12 protein-coding genes and 2 pseudogenes are annotated in these 16,067 nt (G+C 35.7%); 3 read left to right on the forward strand and 11 right to left on the reverse strand.

Annotated features, from left to right (window positions below; all coding sequences use genetic code 11):
• Positions 1–8: 8 nt before the first annotated feature.
• From PSA_RS20945 to fucP, 4 genes are all read right to left on the reverse strand, one after another.
• Positions 9–1,028, reverse strand: a complete 1,020-nt coding sequence (locus PSA_RS20945) for a zinc-binding alcohol dehydrogenase family protein (protein ID WP_231665464.1) — start codon at positions 1,026–1,028, stop codon at positions 9–11.
• Between the two features lie 345 nt (positions 1,029–1,373).
• Positions 1,374–2,597, reverse strand: a complete 1,224-nt coding sequence (locus tag PSA_RS20950) for a malic enzyme-like NAD(P)-binding protein (protein ID WP_042143616.1) — start codon at positions 2,595–2,597, stop codon at positions 1,374–1,376.
• Positions 2,598–2,719: 122 nt separating this feature from the next.
• Entirely contained in the window at positions 2,720–4,240 is a 1,521-nt protein-coding gene (locus PSA_RS20955; protein WP_042143614.1) for a sulfatase-like hydrolase/transferase, read from the reverse strand.
• A gap of 164 nt (positions 4,241–4,404) precedes the next feature.
• The gene (fucP, locus tag PSA_RS20960) at positions 4,405–5,823 is read right to left on the reverse strand and encodes an L-fucose:H+ symporter permease (protein ID WP_082305857.1); all 1,419 of its coding nucleotides are present in this window, start codon (positions 5,821–5,823) and stop codon (positions 4,405–4,407) included.
• Between the two features lie 379 nt (positions 5,824–6,202).
• On the opposite strand from fucP, the pseudogene PSA_RS20970 reads away from it, so the two are divergent.
• A pseudogene (locus PSA_RS20970) lies at positions 6,203–7,356 on the forward strand (IS3 family transposase).
• Positions 7,357–7,402: 46 nt separating this feature from the next.
• Here PSA_RS20970 and PSA_RS20975 read toward each other — a convergent pair.
• The gene (locus PSA_RS20975; protein WP_042143551.1) at positions 7,403–7,609 is read right to left on the reverse strand and encodes an SDR family NAD(P)-dependent oxidoreductase; all 207 of its coding nucleotides are present in this window, start codon (positions 7,607–7,609) and stop codon (positions 7,403–7,405) included.
• Positions 7,610–7,917: 308 nt separating this feature from the next.
• Here PSA_RS20975 and PSA_RS20980 point away from each other — a divergent pair.
• Both PSA_RS20980 and PSA_RS20985 read left to right on the forward strand, forming a co-directional pair.
• Positions 7,918–8,298, forward strand: a pseudogene (locus PSA_RS20980) (DUF1428 domain-containing protein).
• A gap of 127 nt (positions 8,299–8,425) precedes the next feature.
• Positions 8,426–8,686, forward strand: coding sequence for a hypothetical protein (locus PSA_RS20985; RefSeq protein ID WP_042143550.1), 261 nt, complete (start codon positions 8,426–8,428; stop codon positions 8,684–8,686).
• A 73-nt stretch (positions 8,687–8,759) separates the two neighbouring features.
• On the opposite strand, the gene ahpF is transcribed toward PSA_RS20985, so the two are convergent.
• The 6 genes from ahpF to PSA_RS21015 form a co-directional block, all read right to left on the reverse strand.
• Positions 8,760–10,325 carry an alkyl hydroperoxide reductase subunit F gene (ahpF, locus tag PSA_RS20990; RefSeq protein ID WP_042143546.1) on the reverse strand — a complete coding sequence of 522 codons (1,566 nt, stop codon included), beginning with the start codon at positions 10,323–10,325 and terminating at the stop codon, positions 8,760–8,762.
• Between the two features lie 148 nt (positions 10,326–10,473).
• Positions 10,474–11,037 carry an alkyl hydroperoxide reductase subunit C gene (gene ahpC / locus PSA_RS20995; RefSeq protein WP_042143543.1) on the reverse strand — a complete coding sequence of 188 codons (564 nt, stop codon included), beginning with the start codon at positions 11,035–11,037 and terminating at the stop codon, positions 10,474–10,476.
• 255 nt (positions 11,038–11,292) lie between these two features.
• A complete protein-coding gene (locus PSA_RS21000) occupies positions 11,293–11,706 on the reverse strand; it encodes a DUF3429 domain-containing protein (protein WP_042143540.1) in 414 nt (137 codons plus the stop codon).
• Between the two features lie 4 nt (positions 11,707–11,710).
• The gene (locus PSA_RS21005; RefSeq protein ID WP_042143594.1) at positions 11,711–12,337 is read right to left on the reverse strand and encodes a flavin reductase family protein; all 627 of its coding nucleotides are present in this window, start codon (positions 12,335–12,337) and stop codon (positions 11,711–11,713) included.
• A gap of 241 nt (positions 12,338–12,578) precedes the next feature.
• Positions 12,579–12,803: an SIP domain-containing protein gene (locus tag PSA_RS21010; protein WP_042143538.1), complete on the reverse strand. Its 225-nt coding sequence runs from the start codon at positions 12,801–12,803 to the stop codon at positions 12,579–12,581.
• 161 nt (positions 12,804–12,964) lie between these two features.
• Positions 12,965–16,066, reverse strand: a complete 3,102-nt coding sequence (locus tag PSA_RS21015) for an efflux RND transporter permease subunit (RefSeq protein ID WP_042143535.1) — start codon at positions 16,064–16,066, stop codon at positions 12,965–12,967.
• Between the last annotated feature and the right edge of the window lies 1 nt (position 16,067).

Here is a 16,067-nt window from a genome sequence, read left to right on the forward strand (position 1 = left end):
GTTGCGGCCTACTCGTTAATTTCGATAACAGCTTTAACAACGCCTGTTTCTGGTTTAACCCACTCTGGGAAAACCTCAGGGAAGTTATCGAACTGCGTTTTGTGAGTGACCATACACGTAGATTTGGCACTCCCATTACTTAAACAAGCGACAACATGTTCAAAGTCTTCTTTAGTGGCATTACGACTGCCTTTTAATGTAGTTTCGCGCTTATGAAATTCGGGATCATTAAAACAAATATCTGCTTTAACGACACTTACAAATACTAAAGTACCGCCATGTGCTAACCAACCAAAGGTAGATTGCATCGCACCTGGATTACCCGTACAGTCTATGATCACAGTAGGGAAATCACCGCTAGTAAGTGACGCTAATTGTGCTTTTACATCACCTGTACAATCAACTGTTGCATCTAGGTTTAATTCACGTTTTGCAAAGCCTAAGCGATCAGCATTTACATCAGCAATAAAAGTTTTAGCACCAGCCACTTTAGCAAATTGCGCTGCTCCTAATCCTATCGGACCTGCACCTAATACCATTACGGTATCTTTTTCAGATACTTCACCACGACGAACTGCATGAGCACCAATTGCTAAACATTCAACAACAGCTAATTCATCAAAACCGACGCCTTCAGTGATCACAACATGGGTAGCCGGTAAACATAAATATTCACACATACCGCCATCACGGTGTACACCTATTACTTCGATATCAGTACAGCAATTTGTTTTACCTGCGCGACAAGCAACACATTTACCACATTCTAAATAAGGGATAACGTAAGCTGGTTTTCCAATAGGTAAATCGACACCTTCGCCAACAGCTTCAATCTCACCTGATAATTCATGACCCAGTACGCGAGGATAAGTAAAGAATGGCTGGTTACCGCCATATGCATGAATGTCGGTTCCACATACACCAATTGCTCGGATTTTTAATAATACTTCGCCCGGTTTAGGTTGTGGTTTTTTTGTTGTTAAAAGATTTAACTCACCAGGTTGTTGGCAGACGATCGATTTCATCATAATTTATCTTCCAGTTCACGCCATAAGTGACGTTCATTATTTAGTATAAAACTAATTAGTGTTCTTTCACTATAATGTACACTTTTATTGTTTTTTATGAAAGTGTATTTTTGTTTTTTTATATATAAAACATTTTAAGTATGAGCGTTATATTTTAACTATATAATTAAAACTTTATGTTATTGGGTATAATTAGCTATTAATTGCAGGTTTAAGCGTGGTTAAGGTGGAATAATGCAAGTTTTAATAGGTGATTATTATAGATAATTTACACTATTTATAATAATACAATTAGTATAAATATTTAGTATGAAGAGCCAAATTATGGCTCTTTGAATGAAGATATTACCAATGCATATTATCGACACCTGAGTTGACCGCTGCATTTGATACTGCAGAAGAAACGCGTGCACATAACCTAGGATCCATAGGTTTAGGTATAATATAGCTTTTTCCAAAAGTAAGGCTTTTTTCACCGGATGCTTCGAGCACTTCATCAGGGACAGGTTCTTTAGCTAATTCACTAATTGCATATACCGCTGCAATTTTCATTTCATCATTGATACAACTTGCTCTTACATCTAATGCGCCTCTAAATATAAATGGAAAGCAAAGCACATTATTGACTTGATTTGGGTGATCTGAACGACCCGTTGCCATGATCAGGTCATCTCTGGTTTGTAATGCAAGTTCTGGTTTTATTTCTGGATCTGGATTGGAGCAAGCAAAAACTATGGGGTTAGGTGCCATTTTTCTTAATAATTTAGGCGTTAAAAGGTTTGGGCCAGATACGCCAATAAATACATCTGCATCTTCAATTACATCAGCAAGTGTGCGTTTATCAGTATTGTTAGCAAATAACTGTTTGTATTCACTTAAATCTTGGCGCTTTGTATGAATAACACCTTTAGTATCTAGCATATAAATGTTTTCACGTTGCACGCCGCACTTTATTAGCAAGGTCATGCATGCAATCGCGGCAGAGCCAGCTCCTAAACATACAAAAATGGCTTGTTTTATATCTTTATTTTGAATTTCGATCGCATTGATCATACCTGCTGCTGTAACAATGGCTGTACCGTGTTGATCATCATGAAATACCGGTATATCGCAACGCTCTATCAGTGCCTTTTCTATCTCAAAACATTCAGGTGCTTTAATATCTTCTAGGTTTATGCCGCCAAAACTATTGGCAATATTAGCTACTGTGTCAATAAATTCTTCAGCTGTGTTGTGATCGACTTGTATATCAAATGAATCGATATTTGCAAAACGTTTAAATAATAACGCTTTACCTTCCATTACAGGTTTAGATGCCATATTGCCTAAATTACCTAAACCTAAAATGGCAGTGCCATTGGTGATCACAGCGACGGTATTACCTTTGTTGGTATATTTGTATACATCTGAAGGGTTTTTAGCAATTTCTCTTACTGGCTCTGCTACACCTGGGCTATAAGCAAGTGATAGGTCAAGGCTTGTTTCTGCCGGTGTTGTAATTGAGACTGCAATTTTACCCGGAGTAGGGTTTGCGTGATAATCTAGAGCGTGTTGGCGCATATCTGTCATAGTGAAATCCAATAAAATTTAAATAAGCGGAAGTATTAGCCCTAGTTAAAGGGCTATTATTAATGTTTTGTAAGAAAAGTGGTATTTAGCGAGTTTGAATTACAACTTGCTAGTAAGAAAGATTAGTGTTCTGTAAAGACTGTTTGTTTAATACCAATATGATCTTTTTGAAATCCAGGTCTGATTTTACCAGTGAAAGGTTGGTAGCTATTTTCTGGATCATCATTTTTAAGTGGATCACCTACTTGAACTTTTAGTTCTTCAAGCTTAGTTGTTAGATGCCTAATGATTTTATCACTACCCGGTTTTTGAGAAATATCATGCATTTCCCAAGGGTCATTTTTTAAATCAAATAATACATTTCTTTTTAGCATAGGGTAATAAACAAGTTTATAGCGATCACTTCGTACCATTCTTTGGAAGTGACGGTAACTACCGTATATGTATTCGTTCATTATTTTTTTCTCGCCGTTAATAAGCGGTATAATACTTGGCGCTTGAACACTTCTTGGTACTTCAATACCCGCAAGTTCAGCTGTAGTGGCGAAAATACTATTTAAGTAAAACATGCCTTTAGATTGCGTATTGGCAGGAATACCCTTACCAATCATTATAAAGGGTGCACGGATTGAATGGTCATAGACACTTTGTTTACCTGCTAAACCGTGTTTTCCGACAGCTAGGCCATGATCTGATGTGAAAATAATATATGTATTTTTTGCATATTTAGATGACTCAAGCTTATCTAATATTCGGCCTACTTGATGATCTAAATGCTCTATCATTGCGTAATATTCACCAATGAATTTTTTAGTTTGAGCTTCAGTTCTTGGAAATGTCATCAGTGCTTCATCGCGAATATTATAATCACCAGCGTCAATTTCTGGCATTGGCACAAAATTCGGTGGCAGTTTCATGCTTTCAGCTGGATATTTATCAACATAAGACTGAGGAGATTGGCGAGGATCATGTGGTGCTGTAAAAGCAACATACATTAAAAATGGGTTTTGGTTTCTTTTATCTTTATTATCTAGATATTTAATTGCCGCATCAGCAAAAGCTTCACTGGTGTGCTGCTCTTTTTGCTCTTTTTTCCACTTAATCGACTCGCTGAAATCAGTTAACCAAGGTTTCCATTGTCCACCTTTACTGATCGGTGCCATACCACCTTCGTGAACAGCTCGACCAATATCAAATGAGCGTTTTAAAGCATCTGAGCCTACATGCCATTTACCCGTTATAAAAGTTTCGTATCCCGCTTTTTTAAATGTTTCACCCATCAGTGGATAAGTAGTTTTATTTGATTTAGGAGAAAAACCAGTAAAGTGAAGATTACGGCCAGTATTGATCATTTGTCGACTAGGCGCACAAACCGCTCCTGACCATGAACCCTGATTAAATACGTGAGTAAAAGCCATTCCTGAATGAGCTAGCTTATCAATATTAGGTGTTTGAATGTCTTTATTGCCTAAGGCATTAATTGTATCTATAGATTGATCATCTGTAATGATCAATAGAAAGTTAGGTTTTGAATCTTCACTGGCACAAGCTGTTGTTAGCATTGCACTTGTTAATGTAAAAGCGACAAGCATAAATTTATGAAGGCACTTTATTGTGGAAAGAATTTTTTTGTAATTGCTCATAATAAACTCCATATGTTTTGGTTTATTATAAATAAAAGACACAAACAAGCAATGGAAAAAGTGCAAAGGTGTGTAAATATTTTGTTTATATCTATTTATAATAGGAATAAAAAACGGAGTTGAAATGAAACAACTCCGTTTTTGTTGCAAGGTAAGCTTTATTTTTATGCTTTATGAGTAAAGTGAGCGCGGTAACCGTAAATTGCAATCACAATAAAACAAACAAAAGGTAACACAAATGATGTTTGTATTGTTGGAATATTACTAATTATTGAGCTGGCATCTATCATGCTACCTTGAAGTGGCGGCATTAAGGCACCACCAACAATTGCCATAACTAAACCTGCAGACGCTAAACTTGCATCATTACCTGTATCTTTAAGTGCGACACCATAGATAGTAGGAAACATTAATGACATACATGCTGAGGTTGCTACTAAACAATATAAACCAATCATTCCGCCTATGAAAATAGTACCTAGTGTTAATAGTATGCCACCTGCTGCTAATATCAGTAATAATTGGCCTGGGCGAATTTTACTTAACATAAATGTACAGATAAAACGGCTAGCTAAAAATATACCCATAGCAAGCATATTATATTCTTGTGCTTGAGCAGCAGTTAAACCTACAGATGTCATACCGTAATGGATAATAAAGGTCCAACACATAATTTGAGCGCCTACATAAAAAGCTTGTGCAATCACACCTTCGCGATAGCGCGCATTCGAAAGTAAACGTTTGAATGTATTTTTTAATACTCGAGTCGTTAATGGTTCGTCGTGGCTAATGGTATCTGGTAGTTTTCTAACTAAAAAGATAATAAAAAGTACGGCGACAACAGCCGCGATTACGATATAAGGGCCACGTACAGTTACTAAATCGGCTGCTTGCATTGCTTGATGCGCAACAGGATCCGCAACGGAAAAATCACTCAGTGCTTGCGTTAATTTACCATCTACAACACTTGGTAGCATATCGTTATATTCAGGGTGAGCTAGTTTCTCTGCTGCACGAAATTCTTCAACTTTAAGTTCACTTAAAATGAAATTAGACGCGACAAACATACCTCCTAATGAACCGATAGGGTTAAAGGCCTGGGCTAAATTTAACCTTTGAGTTGAGGTTTCGGGTGATCCCATAGATAAAACATAAGGGTTAGCTGTTGTTTCAAGCAGTGCTAAACCGCAGGTGATCACACAAAGTGCTAATAAAAAATAATTAAACTGGGCTGTCATACTTGCTGGTAAAAACAGTAAGGCACCTAAAGCATAAAGGGCTAAACCTAATAAGATACCTGCTTTATATGAATAGCGACGGATAAATATCGCTGCAGGAATAGCCATGATCCCATAACCAAGATAAAAGGCAAACTGCACCATAGAGCTTTGTGCATTGCTGATCAAAAAGATATCTTTAAAGGCTTTAACTAAAGGGTTAGTCACATCATTTGCGAATCCCCATAAAGGAAAGAGTGCAGCTACCAGAATAAAGGGCAAGATATATTCTTTTGCTAAAATTGGTGTTTTGGTTGCAAGTGGTTTGTTGATGTTGTCACTTGAACTATCGATTGCTGTTGTCATTTTTACCTCAATAGTATTTGTATATCACTTATTGTAATTAACTTGCTCCATTTAAGATAAATACATGTGATTTTTATATGTAATATACACAAGGTAATTGTTTGTTTAAATTTAGTCAATGATTTTTGTAATTATTGTTAATAAAATAAAGGGGTCGGAGTTAATTAATTTAGGTACATTTATTTGCCCCCAAATTTATTAACTCCGACCCCTTTTTGATAAATCTCATCTAAGGTTGGGCGCTCGTTTATATACTCAAATAAACAGGTATGTACTTGCGCTTTAACGAGTTCTGTTTTTTCGCATATCTCATAATGTTCTGCTTTAATTAAACCGGATGCTTTAATAATGGAATATAATCCAATTATTGAGGTGTAAAATGACAAAAAGAAAAATTACAAGCCATACAGTTGAAATTCAAAAAGAAGCTGTCGCACTAGTCACTGAGCAAGGCTATAGCGTATCTAAAGCCCCAGAATCATTAGGAATAACTGATAAGCTACTTTATAACTGGAAAGCTAAGTTTGAAGTAGAACAATCAGGAGTTAGCTTAAATGTTGATGAAAAAACTGATTTATTAAAACTTCGTCAAGAAGTCAAAGAGCTAAGGATGGAAAAAGAGATCCTAAAAAAAGCCAGTGCCCTTCTTCTAAGTAAAGTAACATTTCAAACCATAAAGCAGCTTTCTTCGATGTTTCCCGTATCGAAACTTTGTAAAATGATGAAGATCAGCCGTTCAGCTTATTATGCTTGGCTCAATCGTCCAGCAAAAATAATTACGGCAGAGCAATTACATTTATACCGAAGCGCTAAGGCTATCTTTAGAGAGAGTCGTAACAGCTTAGGTTATAGAGAGTTACGAAAGCGATTATGCAAGGAGGGCTTTCAAATTAGCTAATATGGCGTCAAAAACTAATAACTCAGCTTAATTTGGTTGTAACGAAGCGTATTGCTTATAAAGTAACAACCAAGCGTAAGCATAGTGATGCTGTTGCAGATAATTTACTTAACCAAAACTTCAACCCTATGGCATCAAATCAAGTGTGGGCAGGTGACATTACCTATCTAAAAACTGGTGAAGGTTGGATGTATCTAGCCATTGTAATGGATTTGTATTCTCGTCGCATTGTTGGTTGTCATATAGGTAGCGCATGACTACCTTGCTTGGTAAGCAAGGCTATGATTAAAGCGTATAACCTACGGCAACCGCACAAAGGCCTGGTATTCCACAGTGACAGAGGTTCACAATATACCAGTAAAAGTTATCGTAATTTGCTAACAAGTTATAGTGTTCGAGCTAGTATGGGGGATGTTGGTGCCTGTTGGGATAATGCTGTAGTTGAACGTTTTTTTGGAAGCTTAAAACATGATTGGTTATTTAAAACTCCCCAACTAACAAGAGGGCACATGAAAAGTGATGTGATTGAATATATGCGATATTACAATGTAAAAAGGCTTCATACGGCAAACAAGGACATGTCGCCAATTGAATATGAAATTAGTTATAAAAATTATTTAAGAAAAGTGTCCTGATTTAGTTGCGCAGAACATTTTTCATCTACTGTTTAAAATAAATGATTTACATCTTCTTCAATAGAAACATCAGCTTGTATAGCAATGCAATGTATGCCTTTTTCTGAGAGTTCTTTAACAAGTTTTTGTCCTGGTGCTGACTGAGTTTTGTAATTAATACAAATTGCATATCCTTTTTTGCAAACAATTTAGCTGTTGCTGCACCTATGCCTCTACTACCACCTGTGATAATAGCGACTTTTTTATTTTGCATTATTTTCCCTAAGAAGCAGTTAATCTTAAACTTTATTACAGGGTGCTATCATATAATGAAAATATAATTGGTAGCGCATTTTTGTTGTTACAAATTATCTAGAGGGCTGGTGATGGTAGCAAAGTGCTAATAACTGTCTTTAAAAACTGGGTACTCACCTTGTATAATTAAGAATAACAGAGGTTTACAGTTGTTTTATTTAAGAAAAGTAAAAAATTCAAACCTGATTAGAATTATTATTAAAAGGCTCTGTTCATTTTAATGATGATCGGGCTTTCACCAAATACTAAAATATGGAGATTAAATCTATGTCTTATATTGATGGATACGTACTTGCTGTTGCTAAGAAAGATAAGTCCGATTATATAAAGCTTGCTGAGGTATCGGCTGCTGTATTTAAGGATCATGGTGCTCTGTCAGTGGCAGAAAACTGGGCTGACGATGTGCCTGATGGTACATTAACATCTCTTCCTATGGCAGTTAAATGTGAGTCAGAAGAGGTGGTTGTTTTTTCATGGATTGTATGACCATCAAAAGAAGCTCGCGATGCAGGAAATAAAGCTGCAATGACAGATCCTAGATTAAAAGATTGGGATATTAATAAAATGCCATTTGATGGTAAGAGAATGATATTTGGTGGGTTTAAAACCATTGTATCCGTTGAATACAGCAGTTTTAAGTGCAATTAGTCGCTTTATGGTACTGTTTTACAAAGGCAGTAAAACGGTGTAACACTGCTTCATAAATAAAATGGATATGATGCTACTATAAAAAAGATGAACTATGGTTAATTGTCTGATTTATAAAAGAATAATAATGTTAAGTTGCTTGCCTGTTTTAGGCTTACTTTTAACATTTATTTTAAATTTTATGACAGGATCTGGTTATACCGATCCAGTAAATCAAGATATTATCTACATATATTTTATGGCTTCAGTTACCTGGTCTGTACTTGCATTTTTTACAGGTGTTTATATGTACTCAAAATGTAGTTCAATGAACCATTTAAAATTTATACTCGGGGTATTTTCTGTCAGTTTAGGCGCTGGTATGCCTTGGCTAATTGGCATGTCGTAGTAACCTTAATCCAAATAGCTATATGATCAATCAAAGCTAATGAAAACTCATTAGCTTTGATGTATTTTAAGATTTAGCTCTCTCTAATAATATAATCAAATGCTGAAAGTGATGCTTTGGCGCCTTCACCCATTGCAATTACAATTTGTTTATAGGGTACAGTTGAAACATCGCCTGCGGCAAATATACCCGGCTCTGTAGTGTGACACTTCTCGTCAATAATCACTTCGCCATGTTGCGTGCGCTCAACAACCCCATTTAAAAATTCACTATTTGGTATTAAACCTATTTGAACAAATATACCAGCTAGCTCTTGTCGTTTAAGCTCACCGGTTTCTCTATCTTGATAATCAAGGGCTGCAACTTTACCGTTTACTGCTATTACTTCTTTTACAGCTGCATTTTTTATAATGGTGATTTTGTCATGTTTCATGGCTTTATCTACCAGTACTTGATCAGCTTTTAACTCAGGTAAAAATTCAAATACGGTTACGTGATTTACCATACCCGCTAAGTCAAGCGCAGCTTCTATTCCTGAGTTACCACCACCAACAACTGCGACATCTTTACCTTTAAAAAATGGACCATCACAATGAGGGCAAAAAGCGACCCCAGAACCAATATTTTCTTTTTCGCCTGGAACGCCGAGCTCACGCCATTTTGCACCTGTGGCTATAATCACTGTTTTGCTTTCTATTATTTCACCACTTGAAAGGTGAAGTTTTTTAGGTGATTTTGTATTTGAGGCATCTTTTTCAATTTTATCAACACGTAAAAACTCTTTAATAGTGATATCGTAATCGCTTAAATGTGCTTGCATATTACCTGTGAGTTCAGAGCCTGTGGTTTTTGGTACTGAGATCAGGTTTTCAATGCCCACGGTATCTTTTACTTGGCCACCAATACGATCGGCGATCATAGTGACATTTAGGCCTTTACGTGCGGCATAAATTGCAGCCGCAACACCAGCTGGGCCTGCGCCTATCACCGTAACATCTTGCAGTGGTAATTGTTCTGTTTTTTTATTTTCTACTATATTTGGAAAGCGTTTGATCAGTTTATCAATTAACTGAGCGGTATCTATTTTGCCGTTTGCAAATAACTCACCGTTTAAATAAACGCTAGGTACACCTTGAATATTACGTTCATCTATTAAGTCTTTAAATAACCCGCCGTCTATCATTTCACTACTAATTGAATCATTTAATAAAGCAAACTGATTGAGTGATTGCACAACATCAGGACAGTTATGGCAGCTTAATGATATAAACACTTCAAAGTGCAGCTTATCGGAAATATTTTCAACCATATTTGTTAAGGTTTTATCTAGCTTTAGCTCAGTGCCAGATGATTGCAAAATGGCTAAAATCAGTGAATTAAATTCGTGTCCGCTGGGTATACCTGAAAAATGAATGCCGTTATTTTTACCTTCAACTTCTAAATAAAAGGTGATTGGGCTACGTAAATAATCGTTACGTTCTACTAATTCTAAATTATCTGATACAGATGTTATTTGTGACAAGAATTCTTTTAATTCTTGTCGTTTACTGTGTTCACCAGTTTGTAAAACTAGTGACACCTTGTTAGTCATATTTTGGGTGTAATTTTTTAATGCTTTTAAAATATCGTTACTTAACATAGGGGCAACCTTATAACTGAATTCACAGGCTTTTATTTTAAAATTGAGTGAATTTAACTGGTGAATTTAACTGGTGAATTTGAATGAGAAATAAAAGCGGAAGTGTTAATGTGTTCCGCCATTTTATTTAGGTGTTATTTAGCTATTGTTAGATTTTGCCAACTAAATCTAAACTAGGTGTTAATGTTGCCTCGCCTTGCTCCCATGCAGCAGGACATACTTCACCATCGTTATCACGCACATATTGTGCTGCTTTTACGTTACGAACCATGTCTTTTGCACTTCGACCAATGCCACCGGCATGGATATGTGCTACTTGAATAACGCCATCAGGGTCTGCTAAAAATGTACCGCGATGTGCCATATGGTCTTCTTCAATCATCACATCAAAACCGCGAGTAATATGCCCTGTTTGGTCGCCAATCATAGGGAATTTAATTTTACCTATGGCATCTGACGAGTCGTGCCATGCTTTGTGTGAAAAATGTGTATCTGTTGATACCGAGTAAACTTCAACACCTAATTCTTGTAATTCTTTATATTGGTTTGCCATGTCTTCTAATTCAGTTGGACATACAAATGTGAAATCAGCTGGGTAGAATAAAAAGATTGACCATTTACCTTTCACGCTATCAGTTGTTACTTCAACAAACTCGCCATTGTGAAATGCTTGTGCTTTAAATTCTGGGATAGTTTTGCCTATTTGAGCCATGAGTAATTCCTCTTAATTTTAATTTGAAATTTGTGTATTTCGTTTTGTTTAAAAGCATGTTTGCTTTCGATGGATGTATAATAGAATTACCCGAGAGATTAATAAATTTGATTAAACTGATATTAATGTTCTAAAAAATAGAATTATTAAATGTAAAAGTTATTGGGTAAGCTTAATAGGATGACTCGAAGTGAAACAGACGTTAATGTATTTATAAGTTATTAATTGGGAGTGTTATGAAGCAATGCTTCATAATCATAAAATAAATGCCCAGCCATGAAGTGCGCATACCGTTAAGGTTAAAATCGCCCGCATTTGAAAATAGCTAAGATTAAGGGTATTTGAATTTTTTCTGCTCAAATAATACTCCACAGCTAATAATCCGATGTAGCCAAAAACTAATAAACTCAAAGCAATTTTGGAAGAAAAAAATAAACAAGCAAAACTGTACAAGCAAAATAAATTACTTAAAACTAATGTTGTATTATTTTTAACAAGTCTATCTTTGCGCCATAATGTGCCTGACAAAAAGCTTAATATACAGACACTATAAAAAATAAATCCTTGCTCTGGTGTAATTGAATTTAAACTTACATTGGTCAGAGACATTAAAATCAACCCAATAAAAGGTAATAAACCTAAATAACCAAGTAATTGCCATACACGCATTTTATCAGTCCTTTATCTCGTGAATTATATTTACTAGCGGTTGCACGGGCTTGTCAGGCTTTGCATAGTGTAATCGATTAATTTTCTTTGTTTTATGGTAGCTATCAAGGGAAGATACTGCCACAGTGTTTATTGATTCAATATCAATAAACCCGTCACTTTGAATCGCTTGTTGGTCGCAAATGATATGTGTGATTTCGCCAATGATCATCAAAGTACTGTTAAGCTCAATTGGAATAATTTGCTTTAATGAAACGGCATACTTTAAACGGCTTTGACCCACAAAAGGCGCATTAATCGTATCGATAAATTCGGTTGTTAATCCACATGATTCAAATTCACTTTGATTTTGTGAGTAGGCCGCAGATGTTTGATGCGCTTTGTCATAAAAAGCTTCACTGACTTGATTAATTGTATATTCCTTTGTTTGTTTTATGTTATCTAGCGTATGCCTTTTACCGTTGTCAGGTCGCATAATAAAAGCAACTAATGCGGGTGAGGCTCCAAGATGCACAACAGAACTAAACATTGCTAAGTTAGTTTGTCCTTTACTATTTTGACTGCCGATTAAATTAGCACTTTTAAATCCTGAGAGACTATTGATAAAAAGTGCGCGATCACGACTGTCCATATTATGAAGGTCATTTTGGTTAAAAGATTTAAATTTGATAATGGTATTCACTGTGTACTGGTTATTTGACCATAGATACGTAAAATAGGCTTTAACAGATCGATTTAAAATCGATCTTTAGGTCATTTTATGATTTGGTGTTTGACCAGTTTTTGTAAATAATTGAGCAATTGTTAAGTGATATAGAAGTGCAAAAATTAACAATACCGCACAATAGCATTTATGTGAGGTTTATTTAAAATCAACTATTGTTTTGTGTAGCATATTGCTTTTCATTTTTATAGTAGCTTCTAAGTTGGTGCATAGCGTCAAATTCACATGCGCTCCAAATTGACACTATACCATCTAACCATGAGAGTGACTTTACTTTACTATAAAGTGATTCTTCATTTGTGATCCAAATAACTTTATAGTTTTTCGGCGCCTCAATTAACTGTATATCATTATTTTTTATCACTTTTAACATGTGCATAGTGCTGTGAATTGATTCTATATTTTAAATTTTCATGAAGTATAAAATTAATATGTGATTCATTTTTGTTACTAATAGTAAAAACCCTGCACTGTGGCAGGGTTATGTTTTAAGTGAGTGATGATTTAGTTAATCTCACTTTAAATAGATGGAAATTATGCCGCAGCTAACTCCTTTGCATTGTTTTGCTCTGCTTTGATAGATTTGAGTTTTACTCTGTGGTCAGTCGCTAACCAATTGTAAAGTAAAGGTAGGACTATGAGAGTGAAAAATGTGCCAATTAACATACCTGCAACTAATATAACACCTATGCTATTTCGTGCTTCAGCACCTGCTCCAGTTACTAATACTAAAGGAAAGTGCCCTAATACTGTTGCAGCGGTAGTCATTAATATAGGGCGTAATCTCGTGGCTGCTGCAGACTTAACGGCGTCTAACTTACTCAAACCTTGTAGTTGCATATGATTTGCAAACTCAACTATAAGAATACCATTTTTGGCGATGAGTCCTATTAGGGTGATCAAACCGATTTGAGAATATATGTTGATTGAAGTAAAGCCTAAAAATGCAATTGATAATGCGCCGCTTAACGCTAATGGGGCACAGCCTAATAACACTACTAAAGGATCTCTAAAGCTATTAAATTGAATGGTTAAAACAAAGTAAACGATTATCAAAGACACTAATAATACATTTACCATTGTATTACCTTCTTTTCTAATTTGACGTGATTCACCTGCATAATCAATCGAATAACTTGCTGGAAGCAAATCTGCCGCTATTTCTTCAACAGAAGATAGTGCTTGTTCTTTAGAAATATGGGGTAAGACACCAGCAAATATCCTAAATGATTTTTGTTGGTTAAACGAACCCAAAATACGAGGACTTGTTACAGCTTTTATTGTTGCAAAACTTGATACTTTGATTAAATCACCTAATGGTGTTTTCACTTGCATATCTAATACATTTTCTGGGTTGTATTTATTTGTTTTATCTACAACAGGTATTACGCGATAAGCTTTCCCATTGTCATTGTATTGATTAACGTAATTGTTAGACATTAAAACGCTAAGTTGGTTATTAACCTCTGAAAGCGTTAATCCTAAATCAGCTATTAATTCTCTATTAATTAACAACTCAGTTTGAGGCAAGTCAATTTTTAGATCCGTATCAACAAACATAAAGTTACCTGTTTGATATGCTTTACCAATAATCTGTTCAGCATAATTACGCATTTGTTCAACATCATCGTTAGCACGTACAACCATTTCAACGTCAAATTGACCCGCTGTAGGAAGTGCCGCAGGTAAAATAGGTAATAAGGTTAATTCACTTATACTACCTAGTTTGCCGTAAAGCTCAGGTAGACTTTCTTGAACACTGTTTTCTCTTTCATTGTAAGGCTCAAGCTCTACGCCGCCAAATCCTGCTGCAGCTGTTAAGATTTGCCAAACAAACTTACTGCCGTCAGTTGTTTTAAATGTATCAACAACTTGGTTCATATTATTAGAAGTGTACATTAAAGAAGACTCAGGAGGGGCTTCAACTACTACCTGTATACTGCTTTGATCTTCTACCGGTGCTAATTCCTTTTGTGAAAACATGTAAAATGGAATAACAAGCAAACTAAAGATAATTGCCATTACTAATACTTGAGCACGCCAGTTAAATATATGAACTAGTATACGAAGGTAATAATTTTTTATATGTTCAAACCCTGAATTTATTTTAACCGTTAATTTGCCTTCTTTTCCGCCCTCAGGTGAAACATAAGCACTCATTATTGGAGATAATGTAATAGCCACAACACCTGAAATTAGTACGGCAACAGCTAAAGTAAATGCAAATTCTCTAAACAAAAACCCAGTTAAACCAGACAAAAAACCAATAGGAGCATATACAGCAGCAAGCGTTAAAGTCATGGCAATCACAGGTACTAAAAGTTGTCTTGAACTTAATAATGCTGATTCAAATCGTCCTTTGCCTTCACGCATATGTCGCGCTACGTTTTCAACAACAACGATGGCATCATCAACTACTAAACCTACGGATAAAACTACGGCTAATATAGTCAATAAATTTAATGAAAACCCCATTAGAGACATGATTGCAATTGCACCTAATATTGAAATAGGGATAGTGATCAGTGGCACTAATGCAGCTCTAAAAGATCCCATCATAGCGAGTACGACAATACCAACAAGTAACACAGTTTCGATTAATGTTGTGAATATTTCATTGATAGCATCGCGCATATACAAGGTACCATCATAACCAATACTGATTTTCATTCCTTGTGGTAAGGATTGATTAATACTCTCTAATTTTTTATAAAGCGCATCACCTATGGTAATTTCGTTGGCGCCAGGAAGAGCCCATACAGCCAAAAATATCGTTGTTTCATGATCGAGCCTAGCATTAACAAAACCTTCTTCTTCTCCAATTTCCACTTTAGCAACATCTGAAATACGTACTTGGGCGCCTTCTATATCAGTAATAACGAGTTGCTCAAAGTCTTCTACTGTTTTTAATGTTGTATTTGCCATCACATCAACGCGTTGTTGATTATTTTTACTATGACCTAAAGTAGCGATTGTATTATTGTTGCTAAGGGCTGCGAATACTTGATCTGCACTTAAGTTAAAAACGGCTAATTTATCGGGATTTAACCAAATACGCATAGCAGGATTACGGCCACCTTCTAATGTTATTTTTTGTACCCCAGATATATCACTCAACATTGGTGTAACATTACGAGAAAGATAATCTGTGATTTGGCTGCGTTTTTTCCCCGTGGCTTTCACATCTAGATAAAACAGTGCATTAGGGCTATCAGTACGTCGTACATTCACTGATGGGTCTTCAGCGCCTGCAGGTAATTCAAACTTTATTTGACCTAACTTTGTTGTCATTTGAGTGAGCGCATCGTTGGTATTGTGATTTAAATTAAGCCAAGCGGTGACTTTACTATTACCTGAGGTTGTTATTGAATCGACGTAATCAACACCAGGCACAGTTGAGGCAACTCGTTCTATTGGTTCGGTCACAAAGCCTTTAACAACTTCGGCGGACGCACCTGTGTATGTTGTTGTAATTTCGAGAGAGGCACTTTCAATTTTAGGGTATTGTTGAACAGAAATGTTATTTGCAGAATAAAGACCTGCAAGAACAATTAATAATGATAAAACAATGGCTAATGCTGGGCGACGAACAAAAATATCCATCACTGAAGGTTTATTGTCATTAAACTCACTCATT

Source organism: Pseudoalteromonas sp. '520P1 No. 423' (assembly GCF_001269985.1).
In the GTDB taxonomy this organism is placed as follows: domain Bacteria; phylum Pseudomonadota; class Gammaproteobacteria; order Enterobacterales; family Alteromonadaceae; genus Pseudoalteromonas.

Coding starts and splice junctions, on each gene's coding strand:
- PSA_RS20945 (WP_231665464.1), bottom strand. CDS start 1,028: ATGATGAAATCGATCGTCTGCCAACAACCTGGTGAGTTAAATCTTTTA.
- PSA_RS20950 (WP_042143616.1), bottom strand. CDS start 2,597: ATGACAGATATGCGCCAACACGCTCTAGATTATCACGCAAACCCTACT.
- PSA_RS20955 (WP_042143614.1), bottom strand. CDS start 4,240: ATGAGCAATTACAAAAAAATTCTTTCCACAATAAAGTGCCTTCATAAA.
- fucP (WP_082305857.1), bottom strand. CDS start 5,823: ATGACAACAGCAATCGATAGTTCAAGTGACAACATCAACAAACCACTT.
- PSA_RS20975 (WP_042143551.1), bottom strand. CDS start 7,609: ATGCAAAATAAAAAAGTCGCTATTATCACAGGTGGTAGTAGAGGCATA.
- PSA_RS20985 (WP_042143550.1), top strand. CDS start 8,426: ATGTTAAGTTGCTTGCCTGTTTTAGGCTTACTTTTAACATTTATTTTA.
- ahpF (WP_042143546.1), bottom strand. CDS start 10,325: ATGTTAAGTAACGATATTTTAAAAGCATTAAAAAATTACACCCAAAAT.
- ahpC (WP_042143543.1), bottom strand. CDS start 11,037: ATGGCTCAAATAGGCAAAACTATCCCAGAATTTAAAGCACAAGCATTT.
- PSA_RS21000 (WP_042143540.1), bottom strand. CDS start 11,706: ATGCGTGTATGGCAATTACTTGGTTATTTAGGTTTATTACCTTTTATT.
- PSA_RS21005 (WP_042143594.1), bottom strand. CDS start 12,337: ATGGACAGTCGTGATCGCGCACTTTTTATCAATAGTCTCTCAGGATTT.
- PSA_RS21010 (WP_042143538.1), bottom strand. CDS start 12,803: ATGTTAAAAGTGATAAAAAATAATGATATACAGTTAATTGAGGCGCCG.
- PSA_RS21015 (WP_042143535.1), bottom strand. CDS start 16,066: ATGAGTGAGTTTAATGACAATAAACCTTCAGTGATGGATATTTTTGTT.